An 18,487-nucleotide genomic window follows, 5' to 3' on the forward strand; every position below is an offset into this window, starting at 1 on the left:
CCGGCGGGCGGACGAAGGGCGGCGACCAGTGGGGACGACGCGGTCAACGGCGCAGGCGGCAGCGGACGGTACGGCGCCGGGCGGGCGGTGGGCGTACCGGGCCTGCATCGGATCGTTCACGGCGGCCGGCGGGCGGGGCATCACCGTTGCGGACGTCGACCCGGAGTCCGGGGCGCTGACCCCGCTGCACTCCACGGACGCCCTCGCCAACCCCTCCTATCTGGCGCCGGGTTCGGACGGCCGGCACCTCTACGCGGTCAGCGAGACCCCGGACGGTGCTGCCGCCGCCTTCGCCCTGACGCCCGAGGGACCCGTACTGCGCGCGCCCGCCGTCCCCGTGGGCGGCGCCGATCCCACCCACCTCACCCTGGCCGCGGGCCACCTCGTCACCGCCAACTACGGCTCCGGCAGCCTCAGTACGCTCCCCGTCCGGGCCGACGGCACACTCGGCGGTCCGGCCCGGGTCCTGCAACACCAGGGCAGCGGCCCCCGGGCGGATCGCCAGGAGGGCCCGCACGCACACGCGGTCCGCCCCGACCCCAGTGGCCGGTGGCTGCTCGCCGTCGACCTGGGGACCGACTCGGTCCGGGTCTGCGCGCTCGACGCCGCCAGCGGGGAGCTGACCGTACGGGACGAGACGCGGCTGCGCCCCGGCAGCGGGCCGCGCCATTTCGCCTTCCACCCGCGCGGCGACCTCGCCTGTGTCATCAACGAACTCGACCCGACGGTGACCCTCTGCCGCTGGGACGCGGACCGCGGCTCGCTCACGCCCCTGGGGGAGACCCGCCTCCTTCCGGACACCCGGGCGGGAGCGGTCGGCGGCGGGGACGGCGCGACGGAACCCCGGCCGACGTTCCCCTCCGCCCTGGTGATCTCCCCGGACGGCCGGTTCGCCTGGGCCGCCAACCGGGGCGACGACAGCATCGCGGTCCTCTCCCTGGACGCGCGCACCGCGACCGCCGCCCTGGTCACGACCGTGCCCTGCGGCGGGCACTGGCCGCGCGACCTCGCGCTGCACCCCGACGGGCGGCACCTCTACGCCGCCAACGAACGCTCCGGCGACGTCACGTGGTTCACCCTCGACCCGGAGACCGGCGTCCCCGCGCGGGGCGGCTCGGTCGCGGCGCCGGCAGCCTCGTGCGTGGTCTTCGTGCGCGGCGGACGAGGAACCGCCCGGCTCTGACCTGCCCGACGGGCCCCGGGCGCGCGGGGCGGTCGCGGGCGTCATTCCTGCGGGAAGCGCCCGCCGAAGTAGACCTGCGTCTCGGTGAGCCGGCCGTCCCGGACCGTCAACACCTCCACGTTGCGATGGCGTTCCCCGGTCGTCAGCTCGTACTCGTAGCGGACGAAGACCTGCTCGTCGTCGAGGGCGACGGTGTCGAGGAGTTCCTGGGAGCGGACCCGGTACGCGGTGGGGAAGCAGACCTCCAGGAACGCGGCCTTGCCGATGTGGTCGTCCTGCGGGCTGGTGAAGACGAACTCGTCGGCGAGCAGCCGCTCCATGGCGGCGCGGTCCTGGGACAGGTACGCGGCGAAACCGGCGCGGACGGTCTCCACGTTGCTGCGGTGCGTCATGGGCTGCCTCCTGGTCGGGGGGACGGGGCCGGCGCCACGACCGTAGCGGAGGCGGTGCGGGCAGCTCCGCGGACCGCCGCCGGAAGGCGCTGAGCCGCCCGCTCCCGCGCCCGCGACTCCTTTCGACGCCCCGGGGGATGCCTGCCGCCCCACGGGCCGCCTGATGGCCGTCTGGGCTGCTCAGCGCCCGGTCCGGCCGGGACGCCGCACCCGCAGCACCGCACCCCGCAGCAGTCACCCGGCGAGCCCCGGCACCGCCCCCGGACATGCCGAGGGCCGCCCCGCGCGATCGGCGCGACGGCGGCCCCGGTGCATGCGGCGCGGCCGGTCCTACCGGACCGGTGCCCCCACACCCTGGCCCGGCAGCGTGATGCCCACCGCCGCCGCGTAGTTGGACAGCACCAGCCGGCCCACCGTGCCGTACGCGCCCAGCGTCTCGGCCGATGCGCAGCCCGCCTCCGCCGCGGCTGCCCCCAGAAGGCCGTCGGCGAGTTCGGGGCCGATCAGGTACGGGGCCAGCGCCAGCTGCTGCGAGCCGGACGAGCGCAGCTGCTCGGCGGTACGGGCGATGGCGCCCTCCTCGTCCAGCCCGGCGGCCAGAACCGGCACGGCCAGCCGGGCGGAGAGCAGCATGCCGGTGATCCCGGCGGCCTGCACCGCCTCCTCGCCGCCGACGGTGGCGAGGATGATGCCGTCCGCCGCGGTGGCGACCGTGAACAGCCGGGCGCGGTCGGCGCGCGCCAGCCCGGCCTCCGACAGGCGGACGTGCAGCGCCTCGGCGAGCAGCGGGTGTGGGCCCAGGACGTCGGTCAGTTCCGCGGCGGAGGCGCTGTTCATGATGGCCTGGCGTATCCGGCGCAGCAGGGCGCTGTCCGGACCGGCCAGCAGCGGCACGACGACCGCGGCCGGGCCCGGGTCGGGCTGCCCGGCGTTGGCGGCCCGGGCCTTCTGCTCGGCGGCGGCCTGCGCCAGTACGGCTTCGAGGGAGGGGAACTCGTCGTCGCCGCCGTCCACGTAGCCGATCCGCGCGTCCAGGCCCGGCAGTTCGGAGCGGGCGATGCTGGAGACCTCCTCCGCCAGGCTGCGCGAGTCGGCGGTCGGAGTGCCGGGCACGGCCAGTACGAGGGCGGGTGCGCCCTCGGGGGCGGCCGGCGGCTCCGGCCTGCGGTGGCGGCCGGACTGCCGCGCGCGCGGCATACGTACAGGCAGGCCGGGTGCGGCTCCCGGGCTCGGGGATTCGGCGTCGGAAACGGGCGAGCCAGGTGCGGGCCCAGTGGGGGAACTCATGGCGCCGCATGCTAACGCCTCGAAGTGTCCCGCCGCCGAGGGAGGGTTCGGTCGAGCGGTATCCGTCCCGATTTATCCCGCGCGTCACGGCGGCTACCCCGCCCCCGGCCGTGTGATCTGCAACAACCTCGGATCGGCGGGCAGCGTCAGGCGGTCCGTGGCCAGTGCGGCGGCGATCGTGAGCGCCCCGTCGAGCGGGGTTCCGGCGGCCGTGACCGGGCGGGCGCCGGGCAGCCGTTCGGCGAGTGCCGTACGGAGCGGGGAGAGCAGCGGATCCCCGAGGGCGAACAGGCCGCCGGTGCACGCCACCGGCCTCCCGGTGCCGGGTGGGCAGACCGCCGCGGCGGCATCCGCGATATGGCGTGCGGCATCGGCCATGATGCCGGCGGCCACGGTGTCTCCGGCGGTTCCGGCGCGTCCGTCGTCTCCGGCGTCCCCGGCGGCGCAGTGCGCGACCTCGGGCGCGAACGAGGCCAGCACCGCGGGCCCGTCGGGCCGCGGATAGAGCGCCGCGGGCAGTCCGGCCACCGGCCCGAACACCGCCTCCGCACGGGCCAGCAGGGCCCGCGAGCCGCCGGGCCGCCCGTCGTACGCGCGCATCGCGGCCTCCAGCCCGGCGCGCCCGATCCACGCGCCGCTGCCGCAGTCGCCCAGCAGATGGCCCCAGCCGTCGGCCCGCCGCCAGCCGCCCGCCGGGGTCAGGTCCGTCCCCACCGCGACCATGCCGGTGCCCGCGGCGACCACGACGCCGGGCCGCTGGCCGAGCGCCCCCGCGTACGCGGTGACGGCGTCCGCGGCGAGGGCGAGCCGCCGCGCCCCGAAGGCGGCGGGCAGCCGGGCGCGCAGCTCGTCCCCGAGCGTCCCCATCCCCGCGGCGCCCACGCACACCGCGGCGAACCGGTCCGTTCCCACATGGCGCGCCAACTCCGCGCCGGCGGGCAGCAGTTGCCTCAGCATATGGTCCGCGTCGATGCCGGCGGGGCCGGTGCGTACCGGCTCGCGCGAGGTGTGGGTGGCAAGCGGACGGGCCCGCGGGTCGCCGGCCCGGGCGACGGCGATGCGCAGCCCGGAACCGCCCGAGTCGACACCCAGGACCAGGTCCCCGGGACGCTCGGCGCTCTCGGGTCCCCGGGGGTGTCCGGCGGCCGTGCCGCTGTGCTCAGCCAAGGCCGCGGGCGTCCTGCTTGAGCGCGGTGTCGACGGTCAGCGCGGTGGCGACGACCAGGCTCAGCAGCGGGTCGGGCAGCTGGTGGTGGATCTGCAGGACGTAGTTGTCCGCGGTGGTGAACATCGTCTTGGCCAGGCCCTCCCAGGTCTTGGTGATCCGGGCGATCTCGGTGTCGGCGTGGTCGACGATCGCGAAGTTCCAGGCGCGCCAGTTCTCCGCCTTGATCGCGCCGACCTGCCCGCCGTTGACCAGCATCGCGAAATTGATCTTCCCGATGGCGTTCTGCTGGACGATCTCGCCGACCGGCCCGCCGTCCGGACGCGCCACCAGCACCTTGGACTTGAGCAGCTTCGCGGGCCGGGTCAACACCAGCTGCGGCCGACCGTGGGCGTCCCGGATCTCCAGCCTGTGAGTCATGTACTGGTCGAGGCTGGAGACCGCCCGCAGCATCTTCTTGGCGGTGCTCTGCCCCACCTCGACGACCGCGCCGAGGGTGTTGCCGTTCTGGTCGTGCACGGCGTACTCGTTGCTGACCTCGATCAGCTTCGCCTTCTGGTTGACCACCAGCACCGGTTCGGTGAACAGGGTGCCGCCGCCCGGCCCCGTGGGCGCGACGCCGGCCTGCTGCTGCACCTGGCGCCGGATGCCGGCCTGCTGCTGCGCCTGATGGTGCAGATCGGCCGGGTTCCCGCCCGGCCCGCCGTACGGGGCCGGGGCCGGCTGCGGTGCGTACTGCTGGGGTACCTGCTGTGCGGGAGCCTGCTGGGGAGGAGCCTGCCGTGGCGTCTGTTGCTGCGGTGCCGGTTGCTGCGGTACCCGCGGCTGCGCGGCCGGCTCCTCGGCCTGCGCCTGCTGCCCGGGGTGGGTGTGCGCCGTCCACTGGAAGCCGTCCCACCAGCGGAGTTGGTGGGGGGAGCCCTGCGGGTCGGCGTACCAACCCGCAGGGATGTTCGCATGCGTCATGTCGGGAACACTATCGCCCGCCCGGCGGCCCCGCCGGGCCTCAGGGCAGCCGCCAGTCCACCGGCTGCGCCCCCTGCCGCACCAGGAGATCGTTGACCCGGCTGAACGGCCGGGAGCCGAAGAAGCCCCGGTCCGCGGACATGGGGGAGGGGTGTGCCGACTCGACGGCCGGCAGGTCGCCGAGCAGGGGCCGCAGATTCCGCGCGTCGCGCCCCCACAGCACCGCCACCAGCGGGCTCCCGCGGGTCACCAGCGCGCGGATGGCCTGCTCGGTGACCTCCTCCCAGCCCTTGCCGCGGTGCGCGGCCGGTTTGCGCGGCGCCGTGGTCAGCGCTCTGTTCAGCAGGAGTACGCCCTGCCGGGTCCACGGGGTCAGATCGCCGTTGGACGGCCGGGGCAGCCCCAGGTCGGAGTGCATCTCGCGGAAGATGTTCTCCAGGCTCCCGGGCAGCGGGCGGACGTCCGGCGCCACGGAGAAACTCAGCCCGACCGCATGCCCCGGAGTGGGGTAGGGATCCTGTCCGACGATGAGCACCCGCACCTCATCGAAGGGTTGCTGGAAGGCGCGCAGAACGTTGTTGCCGGCCGGGAGGTAGGTCCGTCCCGCGGCGATCTCCGCCCGCAGGAAGTCGCCCATCGCGGCGATCCGTCCGGCGACCGGCTCAAGTGCCTTGGCCCAGCCTGGTTCGACGATGTCTTGGAGAGGTCGTGCAGCCACGGCATCACCCTACTGGCCGGAACCCGTTTCCTTTCAACCGCAGGCCCTGGCCCGGACCCGTACCGGAGCGCCGGATATCCCTCCCGGCACCCCGCCCGCTCTCACAACTCCCGTCCATCTCGGCCACGTTGGCCCGAGCCGCCCGGTCATCCCCGGCACGGCCGGCTCACGCGACGGCGGCTGCGCGGACGCACAGCACATCGGGCAGGTGGGAGGCGAGCTGCCGCCAGCTGTCGCCGTCGTCGGCACTGGCGTACACCTCGCCGTTGCGGTTGCCGAAATACACCCCGGCGGGGTCGGCGTCGTCGACGGACAGGGCGTCCCTGAGCACCGTGCCGTAGTGGTCCTCCCGCGGGAGGCCGTCGCTCAGCGGCTCCCAGCTGCCACCCGCGTCGCCCGTGCGGTACACCCGGCAGCGGTGCCCGGCCGGCACCCGGTCGATGTCGGCGGTGATCGGGAAGAGGTAGGCGACATCGCCTCTGCGCGGGTGCGCGGCCACCGCGAAGCCGAAGTCCGAGGGCAGTCCGCCGCCGATGTCCGTCCACGTGGTGCCGGCGTCGTCGCTGCGGTAGACGCCCCAGTGGTTCTGGAGATAGAGCCGGTCGCGGTCGACCGGATCCTGGGCGATCTTGTGGACGCACTGGCCGAACTCGGGGTGCTGGTCGGGCAGGAAGACGGCCTTCACGCCCTTGTTGGACGGCGTCCAGCTGGCGCCGCCGTCGACGGTGCGGAACACCCCGGCCGCGGAGACCGCGACGGTGACCACGTCGGCGGCCCGCGGATCGGTGACCACCGTGTGGACGGCGAGCCCGCCGCCGCCCGGCACCCACTTCTCGCGGCTCGGGTGGTCCCACAGGGCCCGTACGAGGGTGAAGGTCTCGCCGCCGTCCTCGGAACGGAACAGGCCGCCGGGCTCGGTGCCCGCGTACACCACATCGGGCGCCGCGGGGCCGGCCGGATGCAGCTGCCACACCCGCTCCAGCGAAGTCCCGGTGTACTCCGGGTACTTCACGGCCGGGCGGGGCGGCTCCTGCCAGGTCTCGCCCAGGTCGTCGGAGTGGAACACCGACGGGCCCCAGTGGGCGCTGTCCGCTCCGGCCAGCAGCCGGGGGCGCTCGCGGCGGGTGTCGATCGCGAGGGAGTACACCGCCTGCGCGGGGAAGTGCGGGCCGCTCAGATCCCATCTGCCGCCCCGCCGGCGGCCGATGAAGAGCCCTTTGCGCGTGCCCACCCCGAGTAGTACCTCAGTCATGCCGGAACACCTCCAAGACGCCGTTGTCTCAGCTGTCGTCAGTGTGCACCCCGGCACTGACAACGGCGTCCCGTACGGTGTCCGCGCAGGTCAGACGGCCCGGTGGTACGGATTCGGGACATGCGCCGCGGCGCCGAGTTCACGGGCGGCGTGCTGCGCGAAGCTCGGCGAGCGGAGCAGTTCGCGGCCGATCAGCACGGCGTCGGCCCGGCCTTCCACGACGATCTTCTCCGCCTGCTGCGCCTCGGTGATCAGCCCCACGGCGCCCACCGCGAGGCCGGTCTCCTTCTTGACCCGCTCGGCGAACGGCACCTGGTAGTTCGGCCCGGTGCTGATCCGGGCGTCCGGGGCGTTGCCGCCCGTGGAGGTGTCCAGCAGGTCGACTCCGTGCTCCTCGAGGTCCCGGGCGAAGCGCACCGTGTCGTCCGCCGTCCAGCCCTCGCGGTCGTCGGACTCGTCCTCGCTGAGCCAGTCGGTCGCCGAGATCCGGAAGAAGAGCGGCAGCTCCTCGGGCCACACCGCCCGGACGGCGTCCACGATCTCCAGTGCCAGGCGCGTCCGGTTCTCGTACGAGCCGCCGTACTCGTCGGTGCGCCGGTTGCTGTACGGGGAGAGGAACTGGTTGATCAAGTAGCCGTGCGCGCCGTGGATCTCGGCCACCTCGAAGCCGGCCGCCAGCGCCCGGCGGGCGGTGTCCGCGAAAGCGGCGACGATCTCGCCGATCTCCTCCCGGGACAGCTCCGTGGGCGTGCTGAACCCGTCCGCGAACGGCAGCGGGCTCGGGCCGACCGGCTGCCAGCCGTAGCCGTCACCGGGGCGGATCGGGCCGCCGCGGTTCACCCAGGTCCGCTCGGTCGACGCCTTGCGTCCGGCGTGCGCTATCTGGATGCCGGGGACGCTGCGCTGCTCCTTGAGGGCGTCGGTGATCCGGCGGAACGCCTCGGTCTGGGTGTCGTTCCACAGTCCGAGGTCGTACGGGCTGATGCGCCCTTCGGGGCGTACCGCGGTCGCCTCGGTGAGGATCAGGCCGGTTCCGCCCGCCGCGCGCGCCACCAGGTGCTGGTAGTGCCAGTCGCCGGGTGCGCCCGCGGCCGGGCCCTCGGGCTCCGCCGAGTACTGGCACATGGGGGCCATCCAGAGGCGGTTCGGGATGGTCAGCGACCGAAGGCGGAGGGGCTCGAAGAGTGCGCTCACGGCAGGCTCCTGTACCTGGGGGGAGGGGTGGTCCGGGGTCCCGCTGGAACCCTGCTCATACGATAGACGTCGTAGTACGGTGAATGTCAAACTACGATGTCTCTCGTACAATGGATCCCTCAGAGGCCGCGGCGCCCGCCCCGAGATTGCGGGCGAGCGCGCCGCCGGTCGCCGGATCCGCAGCTCAGGAGCAGCCATGCCGACCGTTACGACAGCGACGGGCACCCCCTCGGGCTCCCGGTCGCTCCCGCACCCGGCCCGCGAGGACATCCGGCTCGCCGATGTGCTGCACGCCCTCGCCGACCCGATGCGGCTGCGGATCGTCTGCGCGCTGGCCGCCGCCGAGGGCGAGCTGAACTGCGCGGACATCGAGCTCCCGGTCAGCAAGTCGACCTGTACGCACCACTTCCGGGTGCTGCGCGAGCACGGCGTCATCCAGCAGATCTACCGGGGTACGGCCAAGATGAACGGGCTGCGCCGGGCCGATCTGGAGGAGCTGTTCCCCGGTCTGATCGACGGTGTCCTGCGGGCCGCCGGGCTCCAGGAGCGCCGCCTCGGCAAGGGGTGACCGACAGGCTTGCGCCCGCCTCAGCGGCCGACCATCACCGAGCGCGCCGCCGTCAACAGCCCCTCCCAGTCCGACAGTTTGACCGTTCCGCGCCCCAGGCCGCGGCCCCACTCCGCCTCCGCGGCCTCGATGGCCAGCCAGCCGCGCCAGGGCACCGGCCGCTGCCCGGCCCGCTCCAGCGCCGCCACCGGGTCCCCGGCCGGCAACCGCCGTGCCAGATCGGCGGCATCGGCCAGCAGCGAGGCCGCGGTCTCCTTGGCGCACGGCCGGTTGGTGCCGATCACCCCGGTGGGGCCGCGCTTGATCCAGCCCGCTACGTAGACACCGGGGTCCGGCGTACCGTCCCGCAGGACCCGCCCGCCCAGGTGCGGCACCGTCCCGGTCGCCTCGTCGAACGGCAGCCCCGGCTGCGGCAGCCCCCGGTAGCCGACCGAGCGCAGCACCAACTGCCCCTCGATGTCCTCGAATTCACCCGTTCCCGTGACCCCGCCCCGCCCGTCGGGCACGGTCCGCTCGAACCGCACCGCGCGCACCCCGGTGGCCTCGTCCCCGAGCAGCTCGACCGGCCGCAGGAAGAATCGCAGATGGATCCGGTGCAGCCGCCCCACCCCGGCGGCCCTGGCCACCGGACGCTCGGCCCAGCCGCGCAGCACCTCCACGTTGCGCCGCAGCGGCGCCGGCAGCTCCGCCGGATCGCGGTACGCCGGGTCCAGCGCCAGCTCCTCGGGCCGCACCCGCACCTGCGTGCCGGGCAGCGACCCCAGCTCCCGCAGCTCCTTGGTGGTGAACTTCGCCTGCGAGGGCCCGCGCCGGCCGACCATCCAGACGTCCTCGACACAGCTGTCCGCGACCGCGCCCAGCGCCCCCTGCGGCATGTCGGTGGCGGCGAGTTCGGCGGCGCCCCGGGACAGCATCCGCGCCACGTCCACCGCCACGTTCCCCACGCCGATCACGACGGCGGAGCGCGCCCCCAGCGTGAAGCCTGCGGCCGGCGCGTCGGGATGCGCGCTGTACCAGGCGACGAACTCGGTGGCCGAATGGCTGCCGGGCAGCCCCTCGCCGGGGATGCCCAGCTGCCGGTCGGTGGCCGCGCCCACGCAGAACACCACCGCGTGGAAGATCTTGCGCAACTCCTCAAGGCTCACCCCCCGGGCGCCCACTTCCACGTTCCCCAGGAAGTGCACCCGTGGATGCTCCAGCACCGTCCGCAGGTTGTTCTGCAGCGATTTGATCTTCTCGTGGTCCGGTGCCACGCCGTAACGCACCAGGCCGTACGGGCAGGGCAGCCGGTCCAGGACATAGACCTCGATGCCCGGGACGGCCTCTTGCCCGACCAGCGACTGGGCGGTGTAGACACCGCTCGGTCCGGAACCGATCACTGCGACACGAAGCACGGGTGGCCCCTTCCGCGGAGTACCCCCAGGATCGCACCGACGGGCGTGCGGCGGGAGAGCTGAGCTATCGGGGTTGCTCCCGGTCCGATGAGCGTGCCGCGCCCCTTGGCCGGGTCGGCTGGAGGCTAGGTTTTTTTTGTGTCGGAAAGTGACTTTTATACCGTTAATCACCGATATAAAGCCCAGGACGCGGCATTGGAGTGGCCCAGTTGGGAACTTCGGGCCCACGGCTCGGCCGCGCCCGAACTGGGCCCCTGGTTCAGCGCCCGGCTCACCTTCGCCGACGGCGCCCGGATCGATGTCCTGGTGACGGCCTCCGACGACCACCTCACCGTCGAGGACGTACGCGCCGACCCCCCGCTGACCCTGGACGCGCTCGCCGCCCTCGCCCGCTGGATCGACGGCCCCCTCGACGACGCCTGCCGCGCGGCCACCGGCCGCCCCCCGAAGTCCCCGCCCGTCCCGGAACCGACAGCGGGCGCGGCGGCGGGGAGCGGCGACGGCGGGACGCTGCCGGGGGAGCAGCGGGCGGGGACTTCACGGGACGGGGCACCGGCCGAGGACGTGGTCCGCGGTGAGGGCGCACTCTGCGAGACGGACACCGGCACCCCGCTGGGCGCGCCGGCCGACCCGGTGCCGGAGGCGGCCGACCCCGATGCACCGTCCGATCCGGCCCACCCCGGTGACGCCGCCGACGCCGCCGGTACCGCCGACACCGCTGCCACCGCCGGCGCCACCGATGCCGCGGCGGTGAGCGACTCCTCCGCCGCCGTCCGCTCCGCCGTCCTCGTGCGATCGCGGGCCAGCGAACGCCGCAAGCTCGCCGCGGACGCCTACCGTGCGGCTCAGAAGGAAGGCCGGGATCCCGTACTGGCCGTCATGACCGCCACCGGCCGCAACCGCCGCCGAGCGCTGCGCCTGATCGCCGGGGCCCGCGACGCCGGCCTGCTGACACCGCGCCACAACAAGCGCTAGGTGCGCATCGCCGGCCGGCGCCGGGCCCGCGCCCTAGCGCGGCCCCTGCGTCGTCGACCCGGCGGGTGGCCGCTCACCGGGCGGCACCCCCAACTCCCATTCAAGCCCGTAGCGTTGGAACAGCTCGGCGCGCAGCCGTACACGCGGCATCTGTGCTCCCGGGAGGAGCATGGGCACCACCGACCCCATCAGCAGCGCCCGCAGTAGCGGATAGTCGGTGTCGGGATCGGTCGACCCGTATGCCACCACCGTGTCCCTCAACAGCTGGGCCAGCCGCTGCTGTTCGGGGCACTGCACGAAGCCCGCGGCGGTCAGGATCCCCGCCATGTGCGTGCGCATCAGCAGCGGCTCGTCGTGGGCGAGGCCCAGAATCGCGTCGATGGCACGGGCCATCAACTCCCGCCCCGCGTCCGGCCCGACGGGTCGCGGTGCCCGCTCCAGCGCTGCCTGGAGCGTGCGGTGCATCAGCCGGTGCACTGCGGACTGGAGCAACTGGTGCTTGCTGGGGAAGTAGTACGAGATCAACCCGCGCGCGGCCCCCGCTCGCTGGGCGATGTCGCCCAGCGTCGTGGCCTCGTAGCCACGCTCGCCCACCAGCTCGACCGTCGCCTGCAACAGCCGCTCGCGGGAGCGCCGTCGCAATTCTTCATTGACCGATGCGCTGCGGGGGGACATCCTGTAACTCCTGCGTTGACTGGCTGAGAGCCAATATACTCAGCGCAGCTGGGGATGTCCGACCCGAGGGGTTCGGAAATCCGGCCAGGCTGCCTGGTTCGGGCGACGCGGGGGATCGCCCGAACCGGGTGGGAAGGGGCCGAGGTTGGCCTCGTGACCAGGGTCTTGCCAGGTCATGGGGTTAACCTCGGTTCACGTCGGGTTGCAGGTTCGCTCATCTCTGAACGAATCTGATCATGTCTTGCTGACTCGTTGCTGACTCGTCGCCGACATTCCTGATGTGCTGTCAGGCCCCTTCGGGGCTCCTGCAGGTCGATCGCGGGTGGCCGTGGCCGTAGCCGTCCAGCGGTGTTGGCCGTGCGGGTTCGCCGGCTTGATCGCTTGCGTCACGATTCACCTCATGCCGTCCGGCTCTGCGGTCGGCGGTTCGGATGCGGTCTGCAGCCGCGCACTCCGCGAGGAGGCTGCGGCAGGGGCTCTTGGCTGCCTTGCGGCACTGCTCTCCGTGACCACTCTCCCCGAACGGCCTCTGGATCAGGTGGCGTTGGATCAGGCCGGACCCGTCGGCGGCTTCTTCGCGCTGCGCGCCCGGGGAGCCGCCCCTCGGCACGTGGACGGTGCCACCGGCGCACGTGTACGCGGGCCACGCGGAGGGGAGCGAGGCCCTCCGATTCCGTGTCGAGAAGGTCGCGGCCCGGCTCGGGGCACCCGAGGCGCGGATCGCCGTGTCCGTGGCCCAACTCGGGCTCGCCGCCCGCCTCTGGTTGGTGGCCCCTGGCTGCGTGGCACTGCACGTGTGGTGCCCGGCGTCGCCCCGGGTCGGCCGCGCTGGGATGCGGACGGTGCCTCGCCCGACCACCTGTGGCTGACCGGCGGCACCGTGCCCGGCGTCCCCGCCGACGCCGACGCCGCGCCACTCCGCACCGCCGTGCAGGACGGCCATCCCGCCCCCCTAGCGGACTCGCTGCGCACGCACTACCGCGTCTCCGCCCGGCTCCTGCGGGGCAACGCAGGCTCGGCGCTCGCCGGCGGTCCGCGAACTCGACACCGGGTCACGGAGATCGGGCCACCCCGAGGCGTTCGCCCGCGCCCTCGCGCCCTCGCGCTTTCGCCACCGGCCTGTTCGCGCACCCCGACCTCCGGGACGCAGGCACCCTTACGAGCGCCGCCTTCCGCCGCCGCGCCCGCTGCCTGCGCTACCGCTGCCCGAACGGCGGCGTGCGCGGGGACTGCTGCTTCGGCGACCGCCCGCCACGGCGCCCCGCCGCGTAAGCCACTGCCCCAGGGGGCGGATCCGGACAAGAAGAGCGCGGGGCCGACGCGGTGGTCGGGCGCGACAACCCGGGAACGGGCGCCGCCAGGGGGGAGTTGGGAAGGGCTGAAATCGGCCGGGACTTCACGTGTCGTTAACGCAGCGTGTATTGGCCGTACTTGACGGTAGTCGACCGACGGCGATTGACTTTTGCTTGCTTACGACCAGCAGCGCCGTCCCCGGCCCACCCGACGCGCGAGCGTGCCCATGCCCCGTGACCTCGGAGAACACGTGACCTGTGAAGTGGCTCCCGAACTGCTCACCCCGCTCGACCTCGCCTTCTGGAGCATCGAGTCCGCCGGCCACCCCCTGCACATGGGCGGGCTCGTCGTCTTCGACGCCGACGCCCCGGACGCCGCCCAGCGTGCCGCCAGGCTGCTCGCCGCCCGCGCCGCCCGCACACCGGGCCTGAACACCCGCATCCGCCCCGTCTGGCTCCCCGTCGGCGCCGCCGCCCGCCATGTCACCCCCGACTACGACCCGTTGGACCACGTACACCTCGCCGCGCCCGTGCGGGACTTCTGCGCAGCCGCCGGGACCCTGATGCAGCAGCCCCTCGATCGCGGGCGGCCACCGTGGGCCGCACACGTGCTGCCCGGCGCGGACGGTACGTCCTTCGCCGTCCTGTTCACGTTCCACCACGCCCACGCGGACGGCATGCGCGCGGCGTCGTACGTCCTGTCGCTCCTGGACCCCACCGACGCCGACGGGACACCCACCGACGCCGACCGGGCACCCGCCGCGGCCGAAGTACCACGGCCGAGGAAGAACGGCTCCGGGCTGCGCCTGCCCGATCCACGCACGCTGCCGGGCCTGGTACGCGGCGCCGTCACCGACGCCGGACGGGCCCTGTCCATCGGCTCCGCCATGGTCCGCGCCGCCTGGGACGTGCACTCCTCGCCCGCTCTGACCTCCCGCGCCACCGGCGCTCGCCGCGCCGACGGCGCGGTCGTCGACCTGCGCGACGTGAACCGCGTCCGCGACTCAACGGGCGGCACCGTCAACGACGTCCTCCTCGCCGTGGTCGCGGGCGCCCTGCGGCGCTGGCTCGACAAGCGCGGCGACGACAGCGACGGCGTACGCCCCCGCGCCCTCGTCCCCGTGTCGCTGCGCGACCCGAGAGATCCGGGCGCCTCGGGCAACCGGCTCTCCGGCTACCTGGCCCGGCTCCCCGTCGACGAGGCCGAGCCCCTCGCCCGCCTGCGCGCGGTGCGTGCGGCCATGGAGCGCAACAAGCAGGCGGGGCCCGCCAGCGGCCCGGGCGCCGCCGCGCTGCTCGCCGACGTCATCCCACCCCTCGGCAACCGCTTCGGTGGCGGCCTGATCGCCCGCTCGGGCCGCCTCTTCTACGACCTGCTCGTCTCCAGCGTCCCGCTGCGTGGCGCCCACGGCCTCACTCTCGCGGACAGCCCCGTCCGCGATGCCTACCCGCTCGCCCCGCTCGCACCCGGGCAGTCCCTCGCCGTGGGTATCACCACCTACGAGGACCGTGTCTGCTACGGCCTGCTCGCCGACGCCGTCGCGGTACCCGACCTGGACCTGCTTGCCCGCTCGATCGCGGAAGAGGCCGCCGAGCTGGTCGCCGTCTGCGACACCTGAACCAGTCCTCCTTCCGGCGATCGAAAGATCAGTCACCCCTACCCTCCGTGCGCCGCTGCGTACACGCACACGCACACGCACCGACAGCGCCGGCGGACGTCGCCTGAAGGCGACAAGCCACTGGGCGATACCGAACTGTCGCCGGGGACCGACCCGTCAGGGCCGGCGCCGGGCAGGGGGAGTCGGACGTCGTCCAGAGCGTCGCCGCGAAGCTGCCGCTGGTCGTGGTCGCCCAGGTGATGCGCATCCGCGAGCCGACCGGCACACCATCTTCGAGTGGTCCAAGGCGCTCGCCGGTCAGACCGACGACGAGAACGGTGGCACCGAGGGGCTGCGGCAGGCTGTGGCGCAGATGTCCGCGAACATGCCGCCGAGCTCGGCTCGGACCGCCTGCGCTGCCCGGTGGACGACATCATCTCGCCGGGCAGCCGGGGGAGTAGGGACGTGCGATGGCGTTTGCTGTGGTCAGGGCGGGGGGCAAGCTCGTCGTACCGTCTCCGGACCGCGCTGCCGTCCCTCTTCCGTATCCGCGCGGTAGAGAATCCGCCGCGGTCCGGCCCCCGTCAGAAGGCCGGACCGCGGCGGACAGCCGGATTGATCAGGCCAATACCCGCTGCTCCGCGGTGACTTCGCCGTCGCTGAGGTGCCAGTGCAGGTCCCGCACGCCGGGCTCCAGCGAAAGGCGGGTGATGACCTGCTCCAAGGCCTGGGCGATGTCGCCGGAGACGGTGACCGCGGCGCGGAAGCCGGTGGTGTCCTCCGACTCGCGGCTGGCCCGGAGGCCGGTGGGGGTCAGCCCGGAGGCGGTCAGCGCCTGGAGGAGGAGGGCGCGGATGTGCGTCTCGGCGCGGCGCTCGCAGACCACGTGGACGGTGGCGTGGACGGCCGCGTCCGGGTCGGACCCGGAGGACGGGGCCCGGTCCAGCAGCCGCCCGGCCGGGCGCAGTACGAGGTGCACGGCCAGGACCGCGAGGGTGCCCAGGACGGCGAGCGCCAGCCGGCCGGAGGCGGCCAGCACGCCGACCGCCGCGGAACACCACAGCGTGGCCGCGGTGTTGAGCCCGCGCACCCCCGCCCCGTCGCGCAGGATCACCCCACCGCCGAGGAAGCCGATACCGGAGACGACGTAGGACGCCACGCGGGTCGGGCTGCCCGAGTCGCCGACGGCCGTGCTGTAGAGGACGAACAGGGTCGCGCCCGCGGCCACCAGTGCGTTGGTGCGCAGCCCCGCCATCCGGGCGCGCCATTGGCGCTCGACGCCGATCAGCGCGCCACAGGCGACTCCGGTGGCGAGCCGGATCAGGAAGTCGATGACGGTGAGGGTGTGCATGGTGCACCTCCTTCGGTGGCCGGGACCACGGTTGCGGGACGGGGCAGTTGCTCCCGTGCGGGGGAGCGGGGGAGCGGGCGTTGGGCGCCTACTGGTGCAGAGCGACCTCGACGATCTTGATCACGACCAGGACCATCGCGATGAGCAGATACGTCCGCAGGGCGCCCATACCGATCTTGCGGCCGGTGGAGAAGATCGGCTTCGGCAGGGTCTCCAGCGGGGGCATCCGCCAGTCGTCCCTGCCGCTGCGGTTGACCGGCCGGCCGCCGAGGGCCCAGCCCTTGCTCCGGCGGCGGACCTCCGCGTAGCCGATCGCGAGGACTCCGGCGATGCCGCAGGCGGCCATGATGTCGAGGATGGTGGTCGCGCTGATGTCGGGGAAGAGGACGGAGGCGGTCAGGATGATGGACAAGGTGACGAGGATGCCGACCACTGCGGCGGTGAAGGCGTTGGTTTTCGGGCCGTTGGTCCAGGGGCCGAGGACGGCGCGGTCGTTGCAGAGCAGGAGGAGGAAGACGGTGGCGGAGGGGAGGAGGACTCCGGCGAGGGTTTGCACGCCTTCGGTGAGCAGGCCGAGGGGGGAGCCGGGGATCAGGACGATGGTGGCGGCGGTGGCGACGAGTCCTGCGTAGACGGCGTAGAAGCCTTTGGCGCCTTTGATGCCGCGGTGCAGGGAGTGCTTGATGCCGAGGACGTCGCCGATGGCGTAGGCGGTGGAGAGGGAGACGGCGAAGGCGCCGATGATCGAGGCGTCGAGCAGCGCGATGGCGAACAGGACGCCGGCGAGTTTGCCGGCGTGTGCTTCGAGACCGGTGGCCAGTCCTGCCGCGTCGGTGAAGTTGCCGAAGCCCTTCGTCCCGGCGAAGGCGGCGGCGGTGAAGCCCATCATGGCGGCGGCGCCGATGACGACGATGGCGATGCCGATCCACAGGTCGGCTTTTTCGTAGCGCATGAAGCGGGGGGTGATGCGCTTGTCGATGACGTAGGACTGCTGGAAGAACAGCTGCCAGGGGGCGACGGTGGTGCCGACGATGCCGATGATCAGCAGCATGACGGTGGAGAGTTGGCCGGTGCCGCCGGGGATGGTGGGTACGACGAAGTCGCGGGCCATCTGGGAGGTGGCGGGGTGGGCCATGAAGTAGATGGGGACGAGGAGGAGGGAGGCTGCGCACAGGGCGATGGCGATGCGTTCGAAGCGTTGGAAGGAGCCGGTGAAGGCGGAGGCGATGATGATGGCGGCGGCGAGGATCACCGCGCCGGCCTTGGGCAGGCCGAGGTAGCCGGCGGCCAGGGTGATGCCGATGAATTCGGTGACGAGGGTGAGGGCGTTGAGGAGGAAGAGGTCGATGACGGAGAAGGCGCCCCAGAATTTCCCGAACCGCTCCAGGATCAGCCGCGCATGTCCTACGCCGGTGACGGCGCCGAGGCGCAGCACCATTTCCTGGTTGACGTAGAGGACGGGGATGAGCAGGAGCAGGGTCCACAGCAGGCTGGTGCCGTAGTTCTGCCCGGCCTGGCCGTAGGTGGCGAAGGCGCCGGCGTCGTTGTCGCCGACCATGACGATCAGGCCGGGGCCGACGATGGCCAGGAGGGTCTTGAGCTTGGCTGACAGGCCGGTGCGGGGTGCGGTGTCGTCGAGCTTGATGGTGCCCAGCGCGCCGCGGATGTCGCCTACGTGCGCGTCATCGAGAACGGCGGTGGACTGCCGGGTCGGGACCGCGGTGCGAATCGTCGTGTCGGTCATGGCGTACCTCCCAAGTCCCCCCGGAGGGGGAGGTGTTGGGGGGCACGCGGCAGTCATCCCCCCTGCGCGGAGCGCAGCACGGCGGCCCGTCACGGCTCGGGGCCGTGCGGGGGTGCGTCACGGCGGGAAGGCCGCGCAGGGAAGGTGGTTACCGCGTGCCGGAAGAGTGCGAGGACAGGCGGATGGCGGGCCGATGATGGCCCGGACTACTGCAACTGCAATCCATGTCTCTCGCCTCCTTCCGGCCGGGGCGCCGTACGCCGTCGTCGACTCGGCAAGGAGCGGACCAGTCTCCGTCGACTGGTTCACCCCAACTCGTCAGAGCTTTGGCACTCCACGGCGTAATCCCTTTCGCGGGGGCAGCCACTTGGGGTCACCCCTTAGGCCGGGGAGACCTGTCCTGAACCTGGGCGTCTCTCGACGTCGTGGGGTCAGTGGCCTGTGTCCGTGAAGACGCCTCACCGAACGAGGTGACCTCTTCTCTGCAAAACTTTTACGAGTGTAGACCCACGCTTGCGCGAGAACGCAACCTTTTGACCGACTCTTAACCCGGAGGTCAGGAGTGGGCTCCCCCACAGTTCGGTTGCTGGACACCTGCCGTGGTCGGCGGCGAGCATGAGCCGCATGTCCCACCATCCCGAGCCCGGCCGGCCGGGCAACGTCGACTCCGAGCGGCTGGCCCGTATCGAGGCGCTGCTGGCGCCCGCGGTCGCGGGCATAGAGGAGGCGGGCC

Annotated in this window: 15 protein-coding genes and 1 riboswitch; of the genes, 4 read left to right on the top strand and 11 right to left on the bottom strand. The window is 73.2% G+C overall.

Features of this window, described 5'->3' with window-relative positions; all coding sequences use genetic code 11:
- Nucleotides 1-106 precede the first annotated feature (106 nt).
- Nucleotides 107-1,183, top strand: a complete 1,077-nt coding sequence (locus RZ84_RS32895) for a lactonase family protein (RefSeq protein WP_043271572.1) — start codon at nt 107-109, stop codon at nt 1,181-1,183.
- 41 nt (nt 1,184-1,224) lie between these two features.
- Here the strand turns inward: RZ84_RS32895 and RZ84_RS32900 are convergent, their stop codons facing one another.
- The 7 genes from RZ84_RS32900 to RZ84_RS32930 form a co-directional block, all read right to left on the bottom strand.
- Nucleotides 1,225-1,575: a nuclear transport factor 2 family protein gene (locus RZ84_RS32900; protein ID WP_043268118.1), complete on the bottom strand. Its 351-nt coding sequence runs from the start codon at nt 1,573-1,575 to the stop codon at nt 1,225-1,227.
- Between the two features lie 330 nt (nt 1,576-1,905).
- Entirely contained in the window at nt 1,906-2,772 is an 867-nt protein-coding gene (locus RZ84_RS32905) for a sirohydrochlorin chelatase family protein (protein WP_043268119.1), read from the bottom strand.
- Between the two features lie 183 nt (nt 2,773-2,955).
- Nucleotides 2,956-3,960 carry an N-acetylglucosamine kinase gene (locus tag RZ84_RS32910; protein ID WP_043271574.1) on the bottom strand — a complete coding sequence of 335 codons (1,005 nt, stop codon included), beginning with the start codon at nt 3,958-3,960 and terminating at the stop codon, nt 2,956-2,958.
- Between the two features lie 61 nt (nt 3,961-4,021).
- Nucleotides 4,022-4,993 (bottom strand): LURP-one-related family protein, encoded by a 972-nt coding sequence (locus tag RZ84_RS32915; RefSeq protein WP_043268121.1) that lies wholly within the window; start codon nt 4,991-4,993, stop codon nt 4,022-4,024.
- A 40-nt stretch (nt 4,994-5,033) separates the two neighbouring features.
- The gene (locus RZ84_RS32920; RefSeq protein ID WP_043268123.1) at nt 5,034-5,711 is read right to left on the bottom strand and encodes a uracil-DNA glycosylase; all 678 of its coding nucleotides are present in this window, start codon (nt 5,709-5,711) and stop codon (nt 5,034-5,036) included.
- A gap of 166 nt (nt 5,712-5,877) precedes the next feature.
- The gene (locus RZ84_RS32925; protein WP_043268125.1) at nt 5,878-6,963 is read right to left on the bottom strand and encodes a WD40/YVTN/BNR-like repeat-containing protein; all 1,086 of its coding nucleotides are present in this window, start codon (nt 6,961-6,963) and stop codon (nt 5,878-5,880) included.
- 90 nt (nt 6,964-7,053) lie between these two features.
- Nucleotides 7,054-8,157 (bottom strand): NADH:flavin oxidoreductase/NADH oxidase, encoded by a 1,104-nt coding sequence (locus tag RZ84_RS32930; protein ID WP_043268127.1) that lies wholly within the window; start codon nt 8,155-8,157, stop codon nt 7,054-7,056.
- 196 nt (nt 8,158-8,353) lie between these two features.
- On the opposite strand from RZ84_RS32930, the gene RZ84_RS32935 reads away from it, so the two are divergent.
- The gene (locus tag RZ84_RS32935) at nt 8,354-8,725 is read left to right on the top strand and encodes an ArsR/SmtB family transcription factor (protein ID WP_043268129.1); all 372 of its coding nucleotides are present in this window, start codon (nt 8,354-8,356) and stop codon (nt 8,723-8,725) included.
- 20 nt (nt 8,726-8,745) lie between these two features.
- On the opposite strand, the gene RZ84_RS32940 is transcribed toward RZ84_RS32935, so the two are convergent.
- Nucleotides 8,746-10,119: an FAD-dependent oxidoreductase gene (locus RZ84_RS32940; protein WP_043268131.1), complete on the bottom strand. Its 1,374-nt coding sequence runs from the start codon at nt 10,117-10,119 to the stop codon at nt 8,746-8,748.
- A gap of 138 nt (nt 10,120-10,257) precedes the next feature.
- Here RZ84_RS32940 and RZ84_RS32945 point away from each other — a divergent pair, with 138 nt between their 5' ends.
- A complete protein-coding gene (locus tag RZ84_RS32945) occupies nt 10,258-11,094 on the top strand; it encodes a DUF6214 family protein (protein WP_052230338.1) in 837 nt (278 codons plus the stop codon).
- A 33-nt stretch (nt 11,095-11,127) separates the two neighbouring features.
- Here the strand turns inward: RZ84_RS32945 and RZ84_RS32950 are convergent, their stop codons facing one another.
- Nucleotides 11,128-11,769: a TetR/AcrR family transcriptional regulator gene (locus tag RZ84_RS32950; protein WP_043268134.1), complete on the bottom strand. Its 642-nt coding sequence runs from the start codon at nt 11,767-11,769 to the stop codon at nt 11,128-11,130.
- Nucleotides 11,770-13,324: 1,555 nt separating this feature from the next.
- On the opposite strand from RZ84_RS32950, the gene RZ84_RS32960 reads away from it, so the two are divergent.
- Nucleotides 13,325-14,680: a wax ester/triacylglycerol synthase family O-acyltransferase gene (locus RZ84_RS32960; RefSeq protein ID WP_043268136.1), complete on the top strand. Its 1,356-nt coding sequence runs from the start codon at nt 13,325-13,327 to the stop codon at nt 14,678-14,680.
- A gap of 598 nt (nt 14,681-15,278) precedes the next feature.
- Here the strand turns inward: RZ84_RS32960 and RZ84_RS32965 are convergent.
- Nucleotides 15,279-16,010, bottom strand: coding sequence for an MgtC/SapB family protein (locus RZ84_RS32965; protein ID WP_043268138.1), 732 nt, complete (start codon nt 16,008-16,010; stop codon nt 15,279-15,281).
- An 88-nt stretch (nt 16,011-16,098) separates the two neighbouring features.
- The gene (locus RZ84_RS32970) at nt 16,099-17,754 is read right to left on the bottom strand and encodes an NRAMP family divalent metal transporter (RefSeq protein WP_043268140.1); all 1,656 of its coding nucleotides are present in this window, start codon (nt 17,752-17,754) and stop codon (nt 16,099-16,101) included.
- A gap of 302 nt (nt 17,755-18,056) precedes the next feature.
- A riboswitch (M-box (ykoK) riboswitch) is annotated at nt 18,057-18,231 on the bottom strand.
- Nucleotides 18,232-18,487 lie beyond the last annotated feature (256 nt).

The sequence above is a fragment of the Streptomyces sp. CT34 genome (assembly GCF_000805335.1).
Classification (GTDB): Bacteria; Actinomycetota; Actinomycetes; order Streptomycetales; family Streptomycetaceae; genus Streptomyces.